14 protein-coding genes and 1 tRNA gene are annotated in these 21,035 nt (G+C 68.6%); 3 read left to right on the top strand and 12 right to left on the bottom strand.

The window, feature by feature from the left end; genetic code table 11:
- Positions 1–9: 9 nt before the first annotated feature.
- The 3 genes from MA875_RS10685 to polA all read right to left on the bottom strand — a co-directional run bounded on the left by MA875_RS10685 (position 10) and on the right by polA (position 5,578).
- Positions 10–1,080, bottom strand: a complete 1,071-nt coding sequence (locus MA875_RS10685) for an LLM class flavin-dependent oxidoreductase (protein WP_248242273.1) — start codon at positions 1,078–1,080, stop codon at positions 10–12.
- 90 nt (positions 1,081–1,170) lie between these two features.
- The gene (locus tag MA875_RS10680) at positions 1,171–2,844 is read right to left on the bottom strand and encodes a DUF885 domain-containing protein (RefSeq protein WP_248242272.1); all 1,674 of its coding nucleotides are present in this window, start codon (positions 2,842–2,844) and stop codon (positions 1,171–1,173) included.
- Positions 2,845–2,938: 94 nt separating this feature from the next.
- Positions 2,939–5,578, bottom strand: a complete 2,640-nt coding sequence (gene polA / locus MA875_RS10675; protein ID WP_248242271.1) for a DNA polymerase I — start codon at positions 5,576–5,578, stop codon at positions 2,939–2,941.
- Between the two features lie 51 nt (positions 5,579–5,629).
- Here polA and MA875_RS10670 point away from each other — a divergent pair, with 51 nt between their 5' ends.
- Positions 5,630–6,064, top strand: a complete 435-nt coding sequence (locus MA875_RS10670) for a hotdog fold thioesterase (RefSeq protein WP_248242270.1) — start codon at positions 5,630–5,632, stop codon at positions 6,062–6,064.
- An 8-nt stretch (positions 6,065–6,072) separates the two neighbouring features.
- On the opposite strand, the gene MA875_RS10665 is transcribed toward MA875_RS10670, so the two are convergent.
- Both MA875_RS10665 and MA875_RS10660 read right to left on the bottom strand, forming a co-directional pair.
- Positions 6,073–6,900 (bottom strand): class I SAM-dependent methyltransferase, encoded by an 828-nt coding sequence (locus tag MA875_RS10665; protein ID WP_248242269.1) that lies wholly within the window; start codon positions 6,898–6,900, stop codon positions 6,073–6,075.
- Positions 6,901–6,944: 44 nt separating this feature from the next.
- Positions 6,945–7,568, bottom strand: a complete 624-nt coding sequence (locus MA875_RS10660) for an ANTAR domain-containing response regulator (RefSeq protein ID WP_248242268.1) — start codon at positions 7,566–7,568, stop codon at positions 6,945–6,947.
- Positions 7,569–7,659: 91 nt separating this feature from the next.
- Here MA875_RS10660 and MA875_RS10655 point away from each other — a divergent pair.
- Both MA875_RS10655 and MA875_RS10650 read left to right on the top strand, forming a co-directional pair.
- Positions 7,660–7,742, top strand: a tRNA-Leu gene (locus MA875_RS10655).
- Positions 7,743–7,860: 118 nt separating this feature from the next.
- On the top strand, positions 7,861–9,486 hold the full coding sequence (locus tag MA875_RS10650) for a RecQ family ATP-dependent DNA helicase (protein ID WP_248242267.1): 1,626 nt from the start codon (positions 7,861–7,863) through the stop codon (positions 9,484–9,486).
- 19 nt (positions 9,487–9,505) lie between these two features.
- On the opposite strand, the gene pyk is transcribed toward MA875_RS10650, so the two are convergent.
- From pyk to trpC, 7 genes are all read right to left on the bottom strand, one after another.
- Positions 9,506–10,954, bottom strand: a complete 1,449-nt coding sequence (pyk, locus tag MA875_RS10645; protein WP_248242266.1) for a pyruvate kinase — start codon at positions 10,952–10,954, stop codon at positions 9,506–9,508.
- Between the two features lie 51 nt (positions 10,955–11,005).
- On the bottom strand, positions 11,006–12,472 hold the full coding sequence (locus tag MA875_RS10640) for a glutamate synthase subunit beta (protein ID WP_248242265.1): 1,467 nt from the start codon (positions 12,470–12,472) through the stop codon (positions 11,006–11,008).
- Positions 12,465–17,054 carry a glutamate synthase large subunit gene (gene gltB / locus MA875_RS10635; RefSeq protein ID WP_248242264.1) on the bottom strand — a complete coding sequence of 1,530 codons (4,590 nt, stop codon included), beginning with the start codon at positions 17,052–17,054 and terminating at the stop codon, positions 12,465–12,467. The genes MA875_RS10640 and gltB overlap by 8 nt, the downstream gene beginning before the upstream one ends.
- Before the next feature lie 66 nt (positions 17,055–17,120).
- Positions 17,121–18,122, bottom strand: a complete 1,002-nt coding sequence (gene lgt, locus MA875_RS10630) for a prolipoprotein diacylglyceryl transferase (protein WP_248242263.1) — start codon at positions 18,120–18,122, stop codon at positions 17,121–17,123.
- A gap of 10 nt (positions 18,123–18,132) precedes the next feature.
- Entirely contained in the window at positions 18,133–18,939 is an 807-nt protein-coding gene (trpA, locus tag MA875_RS10625) for a tryptophan synthase subunit alpha (protein ID WP_248242262.1), read from the bottom strand.
- Complete coding sequence (gene trpB / locus MA875_RS10620) at positions 18,936–20,201, bottom strand: tryptophan synthase subunit beta (RefSeq protein ID WP_248242261.1); 1,266 nt, start codon at positions 20,199–20,201, stop codon at positions 18,936–18,938. Before trpB ends, trpA begins: the two co-directional genes overlap by 4 nt.
- Positions 20,198–21,007: an indole-3-glycerol phosphate synthase TrpC gene (trpC, locus tag MA875_RS10615; RefSeq protein ID WP_248242365.1), complete on the bottom strand. Its 810-nt coding sequence runs from the start codon at positions 21,005–21,007 to the stop codon at positions 20,198–20,200. The genes trpB and trpC overlap by 4 nt, the downstream gene beginning before the upstream one ends.
- Positions 21,008–21,035: the final 28 nt, after the last annotated feature.

The raw sequence follows: 21,035 nt of genomic DNA, 5'->3' as shown, positions 1-21,035 counted from the left end.
GCAGTCATGTTAGGGCGCTGCCGTCGTCGCAGGCTCCGCCGCGGCATCCCGCGCCTGTGCCTCAGCCACCAACTCGCGCACCCGCGGGATCACCTGGGTGCCGAACAGCTCGATCGAGCGCATGAGCTTCTCGTGTCCGAGCGTGCCGTTGGAGTACTTCAGGTCGAAGCGATCGAGCCCCAGGGTCAGCACGGTGTCGGCGATCTTCCGCGCGACGCGCTCGGGCGAGCCGGCGTAGATCGCGCCTTCGCCGACGTCCTGCTGGAAGCGCAGACGGTTGTACGGGGGCCAGCCCCGCTCGCGTCCGATCGTCGAGAACATGACGTCGAAGGCCGGATAGGCTTCCTCCCACGCCTGCTCGTCGGTGTCGGCGATGTGGCCGGGCGAGTGCACCCCGATGGGGCGTGCGTCGTGGCCGAAGGATGCCAGCGACCGGCGGAACAGGTCCGCATACGGCGCGAAGCGGGCAGCGGGGCCGCCGATGATGGCGAGCATCAGGCCGAAGCCGTAGCGGGCCGTACGGACGACCGACTCGGGCGAGCCGCCCACCCCGACCCAGGCGGGCATTCCGCCCTCGGTCTTGGGGAAGACCTCGACGTTCGACAGTCCCCGACGGGTCGTCCCCTCCCAGGTGACCGGCTTCTCGGTCAGAAGCTCGGCGAACAGCTCCAGCTTCTCCTCGAAGAGGACCTCGTAATCCTTCAGTTCGTAGCCGAACAGCGGGAATGACTCGGTGAACGACCCCCGTCCGAGGATGGGCTCCGCGCGACCGTTCGAGAGGGCGTCAAGGGTGGCGAATCGCTGGAAGACCCGCACCGGCTCGTCGGAGGACAGTACGGTCACGGCGGTTCCGAGACGGATGTCGCGTGTCCGCGACGCGATCGCGGCGAGCACGACCTCCGGGCTCGACACCGCATATTCCCGGCGGTGATGCTCCCCCACGCCGAAGAAGGAGAGGCCGACCTCGTCGGCGAGCACTGCCTGATCGACGAGGTTGCGGAGGGTCTGCGCCTGCGACAGCTCGCGGCCGTCGGCATCGACGGTGACGTCCCCGAAGGTGTGGAGTCCGAACTGGATCATGGTCGCCCTTTCTCTCCGGCCCGACGGACCTATTCAGACGAATGAAACGCTGCGACTCTCAGACTATTCCCTCGGGGACGTCTCCGCCCGTCAGCGCGCGAGCGCCGTGCGAAGCGTGTCCAGGCCCACGCCTCCGATGTCGAGCGCCTTCTTGTGGAAGGCCTTCAGATCGGCGTCGGCGCCGTTGGCCTCGCGATAGTCATCGCGCAGCTGCTCCCAGATGCGCTGGCCGACCTTGTACGACGGCGCCTGCCCCGGCCAGCCGAGATACCGGTTCACCTCGAACTGCACGAACTCATCCGGCATGTTGACGTTGCGCCGCATGAACTCCAGCGCGAAGGGAGCATCCCACACTCCCTCCCCGTCGGGCCGCTGCTTCTCGAGGTGCACGCCGATGTCGAGCACGACGCGGGCGGCCCGCATCCGCTGGCCATCGAGCATCCCCAGGCGATCGGCCGGATCATCGAGGTACCCCAGCTGCTCCATGAGGCGCTCGGCGTACAGCGCCCACCCCTCGGCGTGGCCCGACGGGCCGGCCAGCAACCGCCGCCACGAGTTCAACTGGGCGCGGTTGTACACCGCCTGCGCGATCTGCAGGTGGTGACCCGGCACACCCTCGTGGTACACCGTGGTGAGCTCGCGCCAGGTGTCGAACTCGGTGACGCCCTCGGGCACCGACCACCACATGCGGCCGGGACGGGAGAAATCGTCCGTGGGCCCGGTGTAGTAGATCCCGCCCTCGTTCGTCGGGGCGATCATGCACTCCAGGCGACGGATCGGCTCGGCGATGTCGAAGTGGGTCTTTCCGAGCTCGGCCACCGCGCGGTCGCTGGTCTCCTGCATCCACTTCTGCAGCGCCTCGGTGCCGTGGAGCTTGCGAGACGGATCCTTCTCCAGGAAGGCCACGGCCTCCTCCACCGATGCGCCGGGGCTGATCTCATCGGCGATCTGCTCCTGCTCGGCGACCATGCGCGCGAGCTCTTCCACACCCCACTCGTACGTCTCGTCGAGGTCGATCGTCGCACCGAGGAAACGGCGCGACATGAGTGCGTAGACATCCCGCCCCACCGCGTCCTTCTCCGTCGCAGCCGGTGCGAGTTCGCCGGAGAGGAAGGAGGCCAACTCGTCGTAGGCGACGCGGGCGGCACCGGCGCGATCGGAGAGCTCTCGCGCCAGCGATGCCGGAAGCTGCCCCTCAGCGGGAGCGGCGTTGCCGACGAACGTGGTGAAGAAGCCCGCGTCGGCGGTGTAGCGCGCGATCTGGGTGGCGACCTCGACGACCTGTCGGCGTGCGGGCACCACCCCCTGCGCGATGCCCTCCCGGAGGGACGCGATGTACCCGTGCACAGCGGCGGGGAGAGCCGCCATCCGCTCGCTGACGACCGACCAATCCTCGGCGGTGTCCGTGGGCATGAGATCGAACACCGCGCGGATGTCCTGGGCGGGCGAGGCGATGACATTCAGATCGCGCAGATGCCACCGCGCCTCGTCGAGTTCGATCTGGAGGTCGAGCTCGCGGGTCAGGTCCTCCTTCGTGACCGCGTCGATGTCATCCACGGGGGTCGCCGCGGTCAGCGCCGCACGGACCTTCTTCGCCTCGTCGATCACCCGGGCCTGACCCTCGGGAGAGTAGTCGCCGTAGCGGTGGTTGTGCTCGGAGCGGCCGATGTACGTCGCCAGCGACGGGTCGAGTTCGGCCAGGGTGTCGACCCACGCCTCGGCGATCGTGTCGATCGGCGTGGGGGTGCGGGATGCGTCTGTCATACCTCTGAGCCTAGGCATCCCTGTCCCCCGAACGCCAACGTCACGATCACCGTCGCCGCCGTGATGTCGACCTACCGGCCGGAAATCGGATCGCTCAGTGGCCGGCCGCGTTCCAGTCCGCGCCGCGGCCGATCTGCACGTCGAGCGGGACCGTCAGTTCCGCCGCATCCGCCATCCGCTCCCGAACGATCCTCTCGGTCGCGTCCCACTCCCCCGGCGCGACCTCGACGACGAGTTCGTCGTGGATCTGCAGGAGGATCCGGGAGCCCAGCCCCTGACGGGTCAGTTCGTCGTGGATGCGGAAGAGCGCGACCTTCATGATGTCGGCGGCGCTGCCCTGGATCGGCGCGTTCAGTGCCGCGCGCTCGGCGTTCTCGCGCAGTACGCGGTTGGGGCTGTTCAGATCGGGGAAGGGCCGCCGACGACCGAAGATGGTCTCGGTGTACCCGTCGATGCGCGCCTTCTCGACGGAGGTCCGCAGATAGTCGCGCACGGCGCCGAACCGAGCGAAGTACTCGAGCATCAGCTCCCGAGCCTCGGACTGCTCGATCCGCAGCTGCTTGGACAGCCCGAAGGCCGAGAGCCCGTAGACCAGCCCGTAGGACATCGCCTTGACCTTGGTCCGCATCGCCGGCGTGACATCCTCGGGGGCGACGCCGAAGACCCGGGCACCCACGAACCGGTGGGTGTCCTCGCCGGAGTTGAACGCCTCGATCAGGCCCGGATCCTCTGACAGATGCGCCATGATGCGCATCTCGATCTGCGAGTAGTCGGCCGTCAGCAGCGCCTCGTAGCCTTCGCCAACCTCGAAGGCCGACCGGATGCGGCGGCTCTCCTCCGTGCGGATCGGGATGTTCTGCAGGTTCGGATCGGTGCTCGACAGACGTCCCGTCTGGGATCCGGTCTGGAGGTAGGTGGTGCGGATGCGCCCGTCGCCGCCGATCGCACTGTCGAGCGACTCGATGATCTGACGCAGCTTCGTGGCCTCACGATGCTGGAGCAGCAGGTTGAGGAACGGATGGGGGTGCGATTCCTGCAGATCGGCGAGCACCGCGGCATCCGTGGAGTACCCCGTCTTGGTCTTCCGGGTCTTCGGCAGCTGCAGTTCCTCGAAGAGCACCTCCTGCAACTGCTTGGGCGACCCGAGATTGACCTCGCGGCCGATCGCGGCGTAGGCCTCCTGCGCGATCCGGTCGGCGCGGTCGCCCAGCTCCCCGGAGAAGGCCGACAGCTTCTCATGCGAGACCGCCACGCCGGCGAGCTCCATATCGGCGAGGGTCTGCAGCGTCGGGAGTTCGATGTCGGTGAGGACGGAGAGGACGGATGCCGCGAGCTGCGACCGCTGCGCCTCGGCGACGCGCAGCGTGAACCACGACAGCTGACCGGGGGTTGCTCCCTCGGTCTCGGGTACGAGCTGGGCGGGGTCCGCCTCGGGGAGCTTCTCGCCGAGGAACCGATCGGTGAGGTCGGCGAGCGACTTGTCGGGGAAGCTCGGTCGCAGGAGCCAGCCCGCCAGGATCGTGTCGAAGGCCAGTCCTCCCAGCCGGATCCCCTCGCGTCGGAGCGCCTTGACCTGGGGCTTGGCATCGGTGAAGACCTTGGGTGATTCCGAGAGCAGCCACGGGGTGAGCGCGGCGGCGATCTCCTCGGACCAGGTCGCCTCGACGGCTGCATCAGCGGTCGCGAGCCCGATCCGACCCGGGCGTCCGCCTTCGACGGTGATCGTGACGGCGACGTCGCCGGAGGCGTGATCGACCCATGCTGCGAGGCCGGAGGCGTCGGGCTCGGCGGGTGCCGGCGCCGTCGCGGTGGGGACGGCGGCCTGCGCGGACATGGCCTGGTCGACGCCCGCGGCCTCGAACACGCGCGGCAGCAGCGTTCGGAACTCCAGCTGGGCGAAGATCTCGCGCACAGCTTGGGCATCGATCGGCCTGACCGCGAGGTCGGCGGGGCCGACCGGGAGATCGACGTCGGTGAGGAGGGCGTTCAGCCGGCGATTCCGCCGCACGTCATCGAGATGCTCGCGGAGATTGTTCCCGACGACGCCGGTCACTTTGTCGGCCTGCGCCAGGAGGTCGTCGAGCGAACCGAACTGGTTCAGCCACTTCACCGCCGTCTTCTCGCCGACCTTCGGCACCCCGGGCAGGTTGTCACTGGTCTCGCCCACGAGGGCCGCGACATCGGGGTACATCGCCGGCTCCACGCCGTAGCGCTCGCGCACGGCGTCGGTGTCATACCGCTTGAGCTGCGAAACGCCCTGGACGTTGGGATAGAGCAGCGTGATGTCGTCGGTGACCAATTGGATGGTGTCGCGGTCGCCGGAGCACACGAGGACATGGAAGCCCTCGGCCGCTCCCCGCGTGGCGAGGGTGGCGAGGATGTCGTCGGCTTCGATGTCCTCCTGCTCGAGCACCGGGATGCTCATGGCCGCCAGGCACTCCTTCAGCAGCGGGATCTGCCCCTGGAACTCTTTCGGGGTCTCGGAGCGGTTGGCCTTGTACTCGGCGTACTGGCGCGTGCGGAAGGACTGACGCGAGGTGTCGAAGGCGACAGCGAGATGCGTGGGCTTCTCGGCCTTGATGAGGTTGATGAGCATCGCCAGGAACCCGTAGATCCCGTTGGTGTGCTGCCCGTCCTTGGTCGAGAAGTTGTCGACCGGGAGGGCGTAGAACGCCCGATAGGCCAGCGAGTGGCCGTCCACGACGAGGAGGGTAGGCTTTGCGGAGTCCGTCACCCTGACAGCCTAGACGCGGGGTGAGACACCCCCTGAGCCAGGAACCCGCCGATGACCGACACTGTCGACACCGCCCCCGATCAGCTCGCCTGGGCCGAGGCCCGGGGCATCGGGGCTCTCGCCGAGAAGATGGGTTTCCAGTGGCTGGAGTTCACCGCCGAGCGGTGCGCAGCGCGGATGCCGGTGGCCGGCAACACCCAGCCCGTAGGCCTTTTCCACGGCGGCGCGTACGTCGTCCTCGGTGAGTCGCTCGGGTCGATGCACGCCAATTTCCATGCCGGACCCGGGCGGCTCGCCGTCGGTGTCGACATCAACGCCACGCACACCCGATCGGCAACCTCCGGCTTCGTGACCGGCGTCTGCACGCCCCTCCACCTCGGTCGGAATGTCACGGTGCACGAGATCATCGTGCGCGACGATCAGGGACGCCGCTGCTCGACGGTGCGGATCACCAACCACATCAAGGATGTGGTCGCTGACCGCTGAGCGCGCCGTCAGGCAGGTTTCCGCGCGATGATCGTGAAGGTCGCGGGGATGCGATCGCGGACACCCTCGGGCCACATCCATCCGTGGTCAACGGGAACCATCCGCCCACTGAACCGCCACGGGAGCACTCGTCCCTCGTCGAGCTTCTCGATCCGCAATCCGGCGGAGATGAGGGCGTTCATCGTCTCGGAGAGCGGATGGGGCCATTCGTAGGTTCGCGAATGTGCGACCCGGCCGTCACCGGCGTAGGTGGAATCGTCGTCCCACATCTGCGCCGTGCCGTCTGCGAAGTAGCGGTGCCGCACGAGATCGTCGTCGGCATCCTCGTCGATCGTGTACAGCATCGGATGCCCGTCCCGGATGTAGAACAGTCCTCCTGGCCGCAGGAGGGCCGTTATCTGCATGGCCCAGCGATCGAGATCGCGAAGCCAGCCGATCGTTCCCACGCTGGTGTAGACGATGTCGAAATCGCCGTCCACGTGTGCTCGGGCGTCGAGCACGTCGCCGAGGACCCAGGTCACGTCGACACCGGCGCGTTCCGCCAGCCGCGCCGCGACCTCGAGGGCACGGTCGCTGAAATCCAGCCCGGTCACCCGCGCACCGGCTCGGGCGAGCGAGACGGTGTCCGTGCCGATGTGGCACTGCAGGTGACAGACATCCTTCCCGCGCAACGTTCCGACGAACGGCAGGAGCGCCGCCAGATCATCGCTGACGACCTCGGACACATGTTCCGGGTCGTCGAAGGCCTCGAGCCCGTAGGCCTCCTCGTGAAGTGCGGCCCGGTCCTGCCAGTTGGCGAGATTGACCGCGCGCGCGTCCTCCCAGGTGATCTCCACTCCGTCCGCGTGTGGGACGGGGGCACCCGAGGGAGGGTCGGCGGTCACTTCTTGGGGGCGAGCTGCTCGATGATCGCCTTGGCGACATCCTGCATCGTCAGGCGGCGATCCATCGACGCCTTCTGGATCCAGCGGAACGCCTCGGGCTCTGTGAGGCCCATCTTCTCGTTCAGGAGGCCCTTCGCCCGGTCGACGAGCTTGCGGGTCTCGAAGCGCTCGACCATGTCGGCGACCTCGGCCTCGAGCGTGATGATCTGCTCGTGCCGGGCCAGAGCGATCTCGATCGCGGGGAGGAGGTCGTTGGGCGTGAACGGCTTGACCACGTAGGCCAGGGCACCGGCCTCGCTCGCGCGCTCGACGAGCTCCTTCTGGCTGAAGGCGGTGAGGAGCACCACGGGGGCGATGTGGTTCTTGCTCAGCTTCTCGGCGGCGCTGATGCCGTCCAGCTGCGGCATCTTGACGTCCATGATGACCAGATCGGGCCGCAGCTCGGTGGCCAGCTGCACAGCGGTCTCGCCGTCGCCGGCCTCTCCGACGACGTCGAATCCGTTGTCGCGGAGGATCTCGACGATGTCGAGACGGATGAGCGACTCATCCTCGGCGACGACGACCCGGCGGGGGGCGGATGCGGCGGCCTGCTCTTGTCCGGCCTGCTCTGACTCAGTCACCCCGCAATCCTACGGCTTCCCCCACGCGGCCCCGCAATCGAGGGGCGTTCGCTGCGATAGGGTCGAGGGCGGACGCGGCCGGCCGCCGCGTGCCGGTGTGGCGGAATGGCAGACGCGACCGACTCAAACTCGGTTGCCCGAAAGGGCGTGTGGGTTCGACTCCCACCACCGGCACCCCTTCCTCTGGCCGGCACCCCTTCTTCTGAAGGGTCACTCCCCTCGTGTCAAGCCCGGAAACCCTCCGAGGGTCGGGGTGTCAGGATGATCCTCGTTTCCCGAGGAGAGGATCGGTATGCCGACATCGAGGATCGTCCGGGCCGCCCGCGAGCTCTTCGGGTGGGACGAGCTGCGAGACGGCCAGGAGGAGGCGATCTCCGCCCTTCTCGATGATCGAGATGTCATCGCCGTGCTTCCCACCGGCGCGGGGAAGTCCGCGGTCTACCAGCTCGCCGGAGTATTGCGTGACGGCATGACGATCGTGGTCTCCCCGCTCATCGCCCTCCAGGCCGATCAATTGGCCGGCCTCGCGGACGCACCGCGCGCTCCGCGCGGCGCGATGCTGAACTCCACGATCGGCGAGCGGGCCGAGGAGGAGCTGTGGGAGGCGGTCTCGGCGGGCGACGTCGAGTTCCTGTTCCTTGCGCCGGAACAGCTCGCCAAGGACGACGTGATCGACAGGCTGTCGCGTCAGAGCGTCGGCCTGTTCGTGGTGGATGAAGCGCACTGCGTCGCGAGTTGGGGACACGACTTCCGGCCCGATTACCTCGGCCTGGGCGACGTTCGGGATCGTCTCGGCCGCCCGCCGGCGGTGGCGCTCACGGCCACCGCCGCCGCACCCGTGCGCGAGGAGATCGGCGCACGTCTGCGCCTGACCGATCCGCTCCTGGTCGTACGGGGGGTCGACAGACCGAACATCGACCTCGATGTGCGCCGATTCTCAGAAGAGGCCGACAAGGATCGCGAGCTGCGGCAGCTCATTCCGACGCTCCCCCGCCCGGGACTGGTCTACACCTCGACCCGGCGTGCCGCCGAGAACCTCACCGCGATCCTGCGCGCCGACGGCGTTCGCGCCGAGACCTACCACGCCGGCCTCTCCGCGGCCGAGCGACGACGCACGCACGAGAAGTTCCTCGGCGACGAGGTCGACGTCGTCGTCGCGACGAATGCCTTCGGCATGGGCATCGACAAACCCGATGTGCGCTTCGTCGTGCATGCCGCGGTTCCGGAATCGCTGGACGCCTACACGCAGGAGACCGGACGTGCGGGCAGAGACGGCGAACCGGCGCGAGCCGTGCTCTTCTACCGATCCGAGGATCTCGGAATACGGAAGTACTTCACGGCGCGCACCGTCGACACCGAGGCCGTGAGCCGGGTCTACCGCACGCTGGTGAAGGCCGGCACGCCCCTGCGGATCCGCGCGCTCGCCGACAAGCTCGGACTTCCGACGCGTCGCGTCACAGGCCTGGTCAACCTCCTCGTCGAAGCGGGAGTGGTCGTGGTGGATCAGAAGGGCGCGACGATCATCGCGGTGCGGCGGCCGAAGGAGGCTGCGGCGCTCGCCCGGGAAGCCGCCGAACGTCGGGAGCGCATCGAGCGGTCGCGTCTCGATGTCATGCGCCGGTACGCCGAGACCCGGGACTGCCGCCGGAAAGTTCTGCGGGGCTACTTCGGAGACGACGGATCGGCGTCCTGTCGCAATTGCGACACGTGCCGTGACGGCACCGCCGAGGAGGCCGCAGAGCCGAGCGCGGACACACCGTTCCCCGCGGGCGCCGAGGTCGAACACGTCGAGTGGGGACGCGGGAGCGTGGTGGAGGTCGAGGACGATCGACTCACCGTCTTCTTCGGCGAGCAGGGGTACAAGGTCCTGCAGCGGGCGGCCGTGGAAGAACGGAACCTCCTCACGCGCGTCGCGTGAGGAGGTTCCGCAGCGACGCTCAGTCGCGCGTCTGGTAGATCGGCGCCGCGCCGTGGACGGCGTCACCGACCTTGTGGATGCGGATGTCGTTGGTCGATCCGACGATTCCGGGAGGCGAACCGGAGATCACGACGACCTTGTCACCGACCTTCGCGAGGTCGTTCGCGAGGAGGTAGTCGTCCACCTGGATGAACATGCGATCGGTGTGCGGGACGTGCTCGACCAGTGTCGAGCGGATGCCCCAGGTGATCGCCATGCGCCGACGGATCGCGGGCTCCGGCGTGAACCCGATCATGGGGATCTTCGGCCGGAGGCGCGACATGCGGCGCGCCGTGTCACCGGACTCGGTGAAGATGCAGAGGAACTTCGCCTCGACGAACTCGGCGACCTCCATCGCGGCGAGGGTGATCGCGCCGCCCTGGGTGCGCGGCTTGGTCGTCAGCGGTGCGATGCGCTCGAGGCCGTGGTCCTCGGTCGACTCGACGATGCGGGCCATCGTCTCGACGACCTTCACCGGATAGTCCCCGACGCTGGTCTCGCCCGAGAGCATGACGGCGTCCGCACCGTCGAGGACCGCGTTGGCGACGTCGCTGGTCTCGGCGCGGGTGGGCACCGGGTTGTTGATCATCGACTCGAGCATCTGCGTGGCGACGATGACGGGCTTGGCCATCCGCCGGCAGAGTTCGACCGCGCGCTTCTGCACGATCGGCACCGCCTCCAGCGGCAGCTCGACGCCGAGGTCTCCGCGGGCGACCATGATGCCGTCGAAGGCGTCGATGATCTCCTCGAGATTGTCCACGGCCTGCGGCTTCTCGATCTTCGCGATCACGGGGACGTGACGCCCCTCTTCGGCCATGATGACGTGGACGCGCTGGATGTCCTTGGCGTTGCGCACGAACGACAGGGCGATGAAATCCGCCCCGATCCGCAGGCCCCAGCGGAGGTCGGCCTCGTCCTTCTCCGACAGCGCGGGGACGTTGACGGCGACGCCCGGGAGATTGATGCCCTTGTTGTTGGACACGGTGCCGGCGACGACGACCCGGGTCGTGACGACGGACCCCTCGACCTCGACGACCTCGACGCGGACCTTGCCGTCGTCGATCAGGAGGAAATCGCCGGGCTTGACGTCGCCCGGCAGACCCTTGAACGTCGTCGAGACGAGCTCCTTGGTACCGGGGACGTCGTCGGTGGTGATCTTGAAGATGTCACCCTCGGCCAGCTCGTGAGGGCCGTCGGCAAAGCGGCCGAGCCGGATCTTCGGACCCTGGAGGTCGACCAGCACCGCCACGGGCCGCCCCGCGTCGTCGGCCGCCTTGCGGACGTTGGCGAAATTCGCCTCGTGCACGGAGTAGTCGCCGTGGCTGAGGTTCAGCCGGGCGATGTCCACCCCGGCGTCGATGATCGCGCGGACCATGTCATAGGAGGAAGTGGCGGGACCCAAAGTGGCGACGATCTTGGCGCGTCTCATCCGTGTATGAACTCCGAGTGGTGGGGGAAGTGGCGAAGGGCCGGGGCCAGCCTACGCGGGCTGCAGCCCGATGGCGACATCGTTCGGGTGAACGGGTGCCGGCAGGTCGGTGCTGCCCATGAGGTATTCGTCGACCGCCGCGGCAGCCGCGCGGCCCTCCGCGATCGCCCAGACGATGAGTGACTGACCGCGTCCGGCGTCACCCGCGACGAAGACACCGGGTGCGGACGTCTGGTAGACGGCGTCGCGCTCGACGCTGCCCCTCGGTCCGAACTGCGTGCCCAGCTGGTCGGCCAGATGGGTGTGCTCGGGCCCGGTGAAGCCCATGGCGATGAGAACGAGGTCGGCCGGGATCTCGCGCTCGGTGCCCGACTTGGGAACGCGGCGTCCGTCGCGGTACTCGGTTTCGGCGACGCGGAGGGCGCGGACCTCTCCCACGCCATTCGCGAGGAACTCGACGGTCGAGGCGAGATAGTGCCGCTCACCGCCCTCCTCGTGCGCCGAGGCGATCTCGAAGAGGTTCGGCATCATCGGCCAGGGCTGATCCTCGGGACGCTCCTCCGGGGGCTGCTTCCCGATCGCCAGATTCGTGACGCTCAGCGCGCCCTGACGGTGAGCGGTGCCGATGCAGTCCGCGCCGGTGTCACCGCCGCCGATGACGACGACGTGCTTGCCCTCGGCGGTGATCTGGTTGGCGACCGCGTCGCCCGCGACGGCCTTGTTGGATTCGACGAGGTACTCCATCGCGAAATGGATGCCCGCGTGGTCGCGGCCGGGGATGGCGAGATCGCGGGGCACGGTCGCGCCGGTGGCGATGACCACGGCGTCGTATCGGGCGCGCAGGTCGCTCCAGGTGATGTCGACGCCGATCTCGACGCCGGCGCGGAACCGGGTGCCCTCGTCTCGCATCTGACGCAGCCGGGCTTCAAGGTGTCGCTTCTCCATCTTGAAGTCGGGGATGCCGTATCGGAGGAGTCCGCCGATACGGTCGTCCCGCTCGTAGACGGCCACGGTGTGACCGGCCCGGGTGAGCTGCTGCGCCGCGGCGAGCCCGGCGGGTCCGGACCCGACGACGGCGACCGTCTTGCCCGTCAGGCGTGCCGGCGGCTCGGGTTCGACCCAGCCCTGCGAGAACGCCTCATCGATGATCGAGACCTCGACCTGCTTGATGGTCACGGGGGGCTGATTGATGCCCAGCACGCAGGAGCTCTCACACGGCGCCGGACAGAGCCTCCCGGTGAACTCGGGGAAGTTGTTGGTCGCGTGCAGGCGCTCGATCGCCGCGCGCCCCTCACCCCGCCACACCAGGTCGTTCCACTCGGGGATCAGGTTGCCGAGCGGGCATCCCTTGTGACAGAACGGAACGCCGCAGTCCATACAGCGACCGGCCTGGCGCCGGAGCACGGCGGAGTCTCCCGGCTCGTAGACCTCTTTCCAGTCCATGATCCGCACGGGAACGGGGCGCCGAGGCGGCAGCTCCCGCTCGGTCACCTTCAGAAAGCCTTTGGGGTCAGCCACCCGTCACCTCCAGGATGCGGCTCCACACGACGTCGCCGTCGGGATCAAGTCCCTGCTCGAGCGCCTCCTGCCTCGTCTGCAGGACGGCGGCGTAATCGCGCGGGACGACACGGACGAAGTTCTGGGCCTCGACCTCGAAGTCGTCGAGGAGTCGCTGCGCCAGTTCGGAATCGGTCTCGGCCACGTGCTGTTCGAGCAGGTCGCGGAGCATCTCGACGTCGCCCGAACCGAGCTCGCCCAGGACGAGCTCGCCGGAGGCGATCGCCTCGCGATTGACCAGCTTCTCGTCGAGTCGATAGATGTAGGCCGTCCCGCCCGACATCCCGGCGCCGAGGTTGCGGCCCGTCTCGCCGAGGATGACCGCCAGTCCGCCCGTCATGTACTCCAGAGCGTGATCTCCGACGCCCTCGACGACGGCCGTCGCACCGGAGTTGCGGACGAGGAACCTCTCCCCCACCACCCCGCGGAGGAACATGGTGCCCTGGGTCGCGCCGTACCCGATGACATTGCCGGCGATGACGTTCTTCGACGCATCGAAGGACGCGCCCCGCGGCGGGCGGACGACGATCTGACCGCCCGACAGACCCTTGCCGACGTAGTCGTTGGAGTCGCCCTCGAGGCGCAGCGTGATTCCCGCCGGCATGAATGCTCCGAACGACTGCCCCGCCGAGCCCGTGAGGTTCACCGTGATCGATCCGGACGGCAGGCCGTTCTCGCCGCGCGCCCGGGTCACGTGATGACCGAGAAGCGTGCCGACGGCGCGCTCGGTGTTGCGGATGGGAAGGTCGATCGTCACCGATCCGCCGCGCTCGATCACGTCGCGGGACCGCTCGATGAGGACGGTGTCGAAGTGCTCCTCGAGCTCGTGCAGCTGGGCGCGCTGATGACGGCGCGGTTCGTCCTCGGCGAAGCGCGGCCCGTGCAGCACGGGACCGAGGTCCAGGCTGCTGGCCTTCCAGTGCTCGATCGCGCCGTTCACATCGAGCATCTCGGTGTGCCCGATCGCCTCGTCCAGAGACCGGAATCCGAGCTCGGCGAGGTACTCGCGCACCTCCTGCGCGACGAACTCCATGAAGTTGACGACGAACTCGGGCTTGCCGTTGAAGCGCGCCCGGAGGGTCGGGTTCTGCGTCGCGACGCCGACAGGACAGGTGTCGAGGTGGCAGACGCGCATCATGATGCACCCCGAGACCACCAGCGGCGCGGTGGCGAAACCGAACTCCTCGGCGCCCAGCAGCGCACCGATGATCACGTCGCGACCGGTCTTGAGCTGACCGTCGACCTGCACTACGACCCGGTCGCGCATGCCGTTGAGCATCAGCGTCTGCTGGGTCTCCGCGAGTCCCAGCTCCCACGGCGTGCCGGCGTGCTTGAGGGAGTTGAGCGGACTGGCCCCGGTTCCCCCGTCGTGTCCGGAGACCAGGATGACATCGGCCAGCGCCTTGGCGGTGCCCGCCGCGACCGCGCCGATGCCCGACTGGCTCACGAGCTTGACGTGGATCCGGGCGCCGGGGTTGGCGCGCTTGAGATCGAAGATGAGCTGCTTGAGGTCCTCGATCGAGTAGATGTCGTGGTGGGGCGGCGGCGAGATGAGCCCGACACCGGCGGTGGCGTGGCGCGTGCGCGCGACCCAGGGGTACACCTTCGCCGGCGGCAGCTGCCCGCCCTCGCCGGGCTTGGCGCCCTGCGCCAGCTTGATCTGGATGTCGTCGGCCTCGGTGAGGTAGAGGCTCGTCACCCCGAACCGTCCGGAGGCGACCTGCTTGATCGAGCTCCGCCGCTCGGGGTCGAGCAGGCGCTCGACGTCCTCGCCGCCCTCGCCGGTGTTGGACCTGCCCCCGATGCGGTTCATGGCGATCGCGAGGGTCTCGTGAGCCTCCTGGGAGATCGAGCCGTAGCTCATCGCCCCGGTCTGGAACCGCTTCACGATCGACGACACGGGTTCGACCTCGTCGATGGGCACCGGCGGGCGCACGCCCGCGCGCAACTGGAAGAGGCCGCGCAGGGTCTTCAGCTCGGCGGCCTGGTCGTCGACCAGCTTGGTGTACTCGCGGAAGATGTCGTACCTGCGCGTCCGGGTCGCATGCTGCAGGCGGAACACGGTGTCGGGGTTGAACAGGTGCGGTGAGCCGTCGCGGCGCCACTGGTACTCCCCGCCGGTCCACAGGCGCTCATGGGCGCGCACGGCCGCGTCCTCGGGGTAGGCGTAGGCGTGACGCGCGGCGTTCTCCGCGGCGATGACGTCGAGACCGATCCCTCCGAGCTTGGTCTCGGTGCCCGTGAAATACGTGTCGACGAGTTCCTGCGACAGGCCGACGGCCTCGAAGACCTGGGCACCGGCGTACGACGAGACCGTCGAGATGCCCATCTTCGACATGATCTTCAGCACGCCCTTGCCGAGGGCGTAGATGAGGTTCTTCACCGCCTTCTCGGGGCTGACGCCGGTGATGTAGCCGGCCCGGACGAGATACTCGACGGTCTCCATCGCCAGGTAGGGATTCACCGCCGAAGCGCCGTACCCGATGAGCGTGGCGATGTGATGCACCTCGCGCACGTCGCCGGCTTCGACCACGAGGCCGACCTTCATGCGGGTCTCGCGACGGATCAGATGGTGATGCACCGCGGCGAGCATGAGCAGCGACGGGATGGGTGCGAGGTCCTTGTTGGAGTCGCGGTCGCTGAGCACGATGAACTCCGCGCCGTCCTCGATCGCCTGGTCGACCTCGGTGCACATCTGCTCGAGCCGCTTGCGCATGCCCTTGTGGCCGGCCTCGACGCGGTACAGGCCGCGGATCGTCACGGACGATCGACCCGGCAGCGCGGTGTCGATGTGCTGGATCTTCGCGAGCTCGTCGTTGTCGATCACCGGGAAGTCGAGCATCACGGTGCGGGTGTGATCCGGCCCCCATGCCAGCAGATTCCGCTCGGGGCCGAGCCCGAGTGAGAGCGAGGTGACGACCTCTTCGCGGATCGAGTCCAGCGGCGGATTGGTGACCTGGGCGAACTGCTGCACGAAGTAGTCGAAGAGCAGGCGCGGTCGGTCGCTGAGGACCGCGACCGGAGTGTCGCTTCCCATCGCGCCCAGCGGCTCGGCGCCGTTCTGCCCCATCGGCGTGAGGAGGATGCGCACTTCCTCCTCGGTGTAGCCGAAGGTGCGCTGACGACGCGTGATCGAGGCGATGGGGTGCACGATGTGCTCGCGCTCGGGCAGGTCGGCAAGACGCACACGCCCGGCATCCAGCCATTCCTGCCAGGGATGCAGGGACGCGAGGTCGCGCTTGATCTCGTCGTCCTCGATGATGCGCCCCGCCGCGGTGTCGACCAGGAACATCCGTCCCGGACGCAGCCGACCGCGCCGCTTGATGCGCTCGGGGGCGATGTCGAGCACACCGGTCTCGCTGCCGATCACGACGAAGCCGTCGGTGGTCTCGGTCCAGCGCCCGGGACGCAGGCCATTGCGGTCCAGGGTCGCGCCCACGAGCGTCCCGTCGGTGAAGATCAGCGCCGCCGGCCCGTCCCACGGCTCCATCTGGTTGGCGTGGTAGTCGTAGAACGCCCGGAGGTCGGGGGCGATGTCGGCCTGCTTCTCGTACGCCTCCGGCACCATCATCATCACCGCGTGCGGGAGGCTGCGACCCGTCAGTGTCAGCAGCTCCAGAACCTCGTCGAACGACGCCGAGTCGCTGGACCCGACGGTGCAGATCGGCAGCAGCGGGCGGATGTCGCCGAGGAGCTCCGACTCCAGCTGGGACTGGCGCGCCCGCATCCAGTTGCGGTTGCCGTTGACGGTGTTGATCTCGCCGTTGTGAGCGAGCATCCGCAGCGGCTGCGCGAGCGGCCACGACGGGAAGGTGTTCGTGGAGTACCGGGAATGCACGACCGCGAGCTCGGAGGCGAACCGCTCGTCCTGCAGGTCGGGATAGAACGGCTCGAGCTGGAGGGTCGTGACCATGCCCTTGTAGCCGATGGTGCGCGCCGACAGCGAGACGAAGTACGCGTCCAGTTCGTGCCGGGCACGCTTGCGCATCCGATAGGTGCGGCGATCGAGGTCGATGCCCGACAGCGCCGGAGCGCCGCCCTCGCCGGGACGGGAGACGAAGATCTGCTCGAAGGCGGGACGGGCCTCGAAGGCGAGCTTGCCGAGGTGCTCCTCGGCGACCGGAACCTCGCGCCACCCGAGCACGACGAGGTTCTCGCGCGCGGCGATCCGCTCGATCCCGGCCTTCTGCGTCGCCCGGGCCTCGTCGTCGCGCGGGAGGAAGACCATCCCCGCGGCGTACTCCCCCATCGGCGGCAGATCGAAGTCGACGACGGAGCGGAAGAACGCGTCGGGCATCTGGGTCAGGATGCCCGCTCCGTCTCCGGTGCCCGCGTCGGAGCCGATCGCCCCGCGGTGCTCGAGATTGCGCAGCGCCGTCAGGGCGAGATCGATGATGTCGTGCCCCGGTTCGCCGCGGAGCGTGGCGACCATCGCCAGCCCGCAGGCATCCTTCTCGAATGCCGGGTTGTACATGCCCTGGCGGGCGGGGAAGCCACCGCCCACGACCGACGTGGAGGTGCTGCTGCCGGAACTCGCGGCCATGCGTACCGTCCTCACATTGATGCTCAAGATGGGACGACGTCGGCCCGAATCAGCTGATGAACACCCCTACTTCTTGGCGGCTGTGCTTGTGGCATCGCTCTCGGCGACCTCGTTCGCCGGTGGTTCGCTGAGGTCGACGAAGTCGTTGGTGTCCTGCGATTGTACCGTGCCGCGACCCTTCCACTCCCGACCGGGCACATAGGGCGACGGCTCGGTGCCGGGGTGCCGTCGGCGCTGCACGATGATGATGGCCAGGCCCACGACGACGCCGAAGATCGCCGCCCAGACGTTGGTGCGAAGACCCAGGTAGATGTCACTGGGGTCGATGCGGATGGATTCCCACACGATGCGACCGGCGCTGTACCAGACCAGGTAGAGGCCGAACAGCCGGCCCCACTGCATCCGCAGGCGCCTTCCGGCCCACAGCAGGACGAGCACGCCCGCGGTGTTCCAGATCACCTCGTAGAGGAAGGTCGGGTGGAACAACGTGTCAGCGGGAAGTCCCGGGGGGAAGGCGGCGTTGTCCGAGTCGATCTCCAGGCCCCACGGCAGATCGGTCGGGAGGCCGAACAGCTCCTGATTGAACCAGTTCCCGAACCGTCCGATGGCCTGCGCGAGAAGGATGCCGGGGGCCAGCGCGTCAGCGAAGGACCAGAAGCGGATCCCGGTCCAGCGGCAGCCGAGCCACGCACCCACCGCGCCGCCGAGCAACGCACCGTAGATCGCGATGCCACCCTCCCAGATCGCCCAGACCGAGCCGGGCTGGAAGGGGTTCCAGGGGTTCGAACCCTCGTAGAAGTAGAAGCCCAGGTGGGTGAGGACGTGGAAGATCCGGGCACCGACGATCGCCAGCGGCACGGCGAGCAGCGCGATGTCGATCACGACCCAGGGCTCTGCTCCGCGCTTGGTCAGGCGATGGTTCGTGAGCAGAACCGCGACCACGATGCCGGCGATGATGCACAGCGCGTAGAAGTAGACGCGGAGAGGACCCAGCTGGATGAAGCTGATCTCGGGGCTCGGGATGCTGGCGAGCACGGACGTTCCCGCGCTCGAGAGGGCGAACGACATGGGTTCGAGTCTAGGCCGGGCGCCCGGCGCCTGCGGACATCGTGCCCTCGTGCAGCTCCGCGGCGAGGTCTCGGAGAGCGGAGACGCCGCCGTCGCGCAACGCGCGCACCAGGGCGGTGCCGACGATCGCACCGTCGGCGTACTCCAGGACGCCCGCCACGTGCGCGGCATTGGAGATCCCGATGCCGACGCACGCCCGCTCGGCACCGTGCGCACGCAACCGGGCGACCAGGCCCCGGGCCGCGGCGTCGAGATCTTCGCGCACGCCGGTGATACCCATCGTCGAGACCGTGTAGACGAAGCCCGTCGAGTTCGCGGAGATGAGGTCGAGACGCTCATCGGTGGACGTCGGTGCGGCGAGGAAGACACGGTCCAGATCGGTGCGCCGAGACGCCGCGATCCAGTCGCCGGCGGCATCGGGCGTGACGTCGGGGGTGATGAGGCCTGCTCCGCCGGCGGCCCGCAGGTCGTCGGCGAACCGATCGACCCCGTACTGCATGACGGGGTTCCAGTAGGTCATGACGAGCGCCGGGGTGTCGGTCTGCCGTGTGATCTCGGCGACCGCGGTGAAGGTGTCACGCAGGCGGAATCCGGCGGCCAGCGCCGTCTGCGTCGCCTCCTGGATGACGGTGCCGTCCATGACCGGATCGGAGTACGGCGGTCCGAGCTCGAGCACGTCCGCCCCGGCCTCCGCGAGTGCCACGGCGGCATCGATGCTCGTCGCCAGGTCGGGGAAACCGAGCGGCAGGTACCCGACGAGGGCGCCACGTCCCTCGGCGCGGGCGGTGTCGATCGCCGCGGCGACGGGTGAGGTCACAGCTTCACGCCCTCACCCTTGGCGGCGTCCACGACCGGTTCGGCTGCCGCCGCCGCCAGATCGATCCCCGCGTCGTAGAGCTCGAAGTAGCGCGCCGCGGTGTCCATGTCCTTGTCGCCGCGGCCGGAGAGGCAGATCGCGATGACCGCGTCGGGACCGAGCTGCTCGCCGATGCGCATCGCGCCGGCGAGGGCATGGGCGGACTCGATCGCGGGGATGATCCCCTCGGTCTCGGACAGCAGCCGCAGCGCCGCCATGGACTCGGCGTCCGTCGCGGGGATGTACTCGGCTCGGCCGATCGAGGCGAGCCAGGCGTGCTCGGGGCCGACCCCCGGGTAGTCCAGACCCGCCGAGATCGAGTGGGACTCCACGGTCTGGCCGTCCTCATCCTGGAGGACGAAGGTCTTGGCTCCGTGAAGGACCCCGGGGCGACCCCGCTCGATCGACGCCGCGTGCCGCACCGTGTCCACACCGTCACCGGCGGCTTCGACCCCGTAGAGGCGCACATCGGCGTCATCCAGGAAGGCATCGAACATGCCGATGGCGTTGGATCCACCGCCTACGCAGGCGAAGACCGCGTCGGGGAGGCGTCCCACCTCGTCGAGAAGCTGCTGGCGCGCCTCCTCGCCGATCACCTTCTGGAAGTCGCGGACCATCGCGGGGAACGGGTGGGGCCCCGCGGCCGTGCCGAAGATGTAGTTCGTCGTCTCGACGCTGGCGACCCAGTCGCGATAGGCCTCGTTGATGGCGTCCTTCAGCGTGCGCGAGCCCGTGGTCACCGGGACGACCTCGGCTCCCAGCAGACGCATCCGCGCGACGTTGAGAGCCTGACGCTCCGTGTCGACCTCGCCCATGTAGATGGTGCATTCCAGACCGAACAGCGCTGCCGCCGTCGCGGTGGCCACGCCGTGCTGGCCGGCGCCGGTCTCGGCGATGACGCGCTTCTTGCCCAGGCGGCGCGTGAGGAGCGCCTGCCCAAGGACGTTGTTGATCTTGTGCGAACCGGTGTGATTGAGGTCCTCGCGCTTGAGGAAGACCCGCCCACCTCCGGCGTGCGCGGCGAAACGCGGTACCTCCGTGATGATCGAGGGGCGCCCGGCGTAGCTGCGCAGCAACTGGAGGAACTCCTCGTGGAAGGCCGGATCGGCCTTGGCACGGTCGTATTCCGCGCTCAGCTCGTCGATGGCGGCGATGAGCGATTCGGGCATGAACCGACCGCCGAATTCGCCGAAGAACGGACCTGCGGCTTCACGCAGACTCATACCTGCTCCTTCCGGTTTCGGCCGGCGGGACGATCTCCCGCCGCGAGGAACCGGCCGAGGGTCGCCACCGGATCGCCCGTCACGAGGGCTTCGCCGATGAGGACGACGTCGGCACCGTGGTCGCGGTAGTGCGCGACGTCGTCGGGGGACGACACCGCGGATTCCGCGATGCGGACGGTTCCTTCGGGGATGAGGGGTTCCAGGCGCCCGAACAGGTCACGATCCAGCTGGAACGTCGACAGGTCGCGCGCGTTGACGCCGATCACCGAGGCGCCGAGATCGATGGCCCTCGACACCTCCTCGGCGCTGTGGGTCTCGACGAGGGCGGTCATGCCCCATTCGCCGATGAGGCGGTGGAGCCGCACGAGCAGATCCTGCTCGAGGGCGGCGACGATGAGGAGCACGAGGTCGGCTCCGGCGGCACGGGCTTCTGCGACCTGATACTCGGTGGCGATGAAGTCCTTCCGCAGCACCGGGACGTCGACCGCGGCGACCACGGCCTCCAGGTCGGCAAGACGTCCTGAGAAGCGGCGCTCCTCCGTGAGGACCGAGATGGCCGCCGCGCCCCCGCGCTGATAGCGCAGCGCCTGGGCCGCGGGATCGGGGATCTCGGCGAGCGAGCCGCGCGACGGGCTGGCGCGCTTGACCTCGGCGATGATCTTCACCCGATCGGCGGGCGCCAGCGCCGCGCGCGCGTCCTTCGCCGCAGGGCGCGCCAGCGCGGCGCGCTCGACGTCGGCGAGGGAGCGTTCCGCCGCGCGACGTTCGGCGTCCGCGACGGCGCCGGCAGTCAGTTCGGCAAGCAGGTCGATGCCCGCCGACGTCCGCTCAGCG

The organism is Microbacterium kunmingense, from assembly GCF_023155745.1.
Taxonomy (GTDB): Bacteria; Actinomycetota; Actinomycetes; order Actinomycetales; family Microbacteriaceae; genus Microbacterium; species Microbacterium kunmingense.
This window is presented reverse-complemented; position numbering and strand designations above follow the sequence as displayed.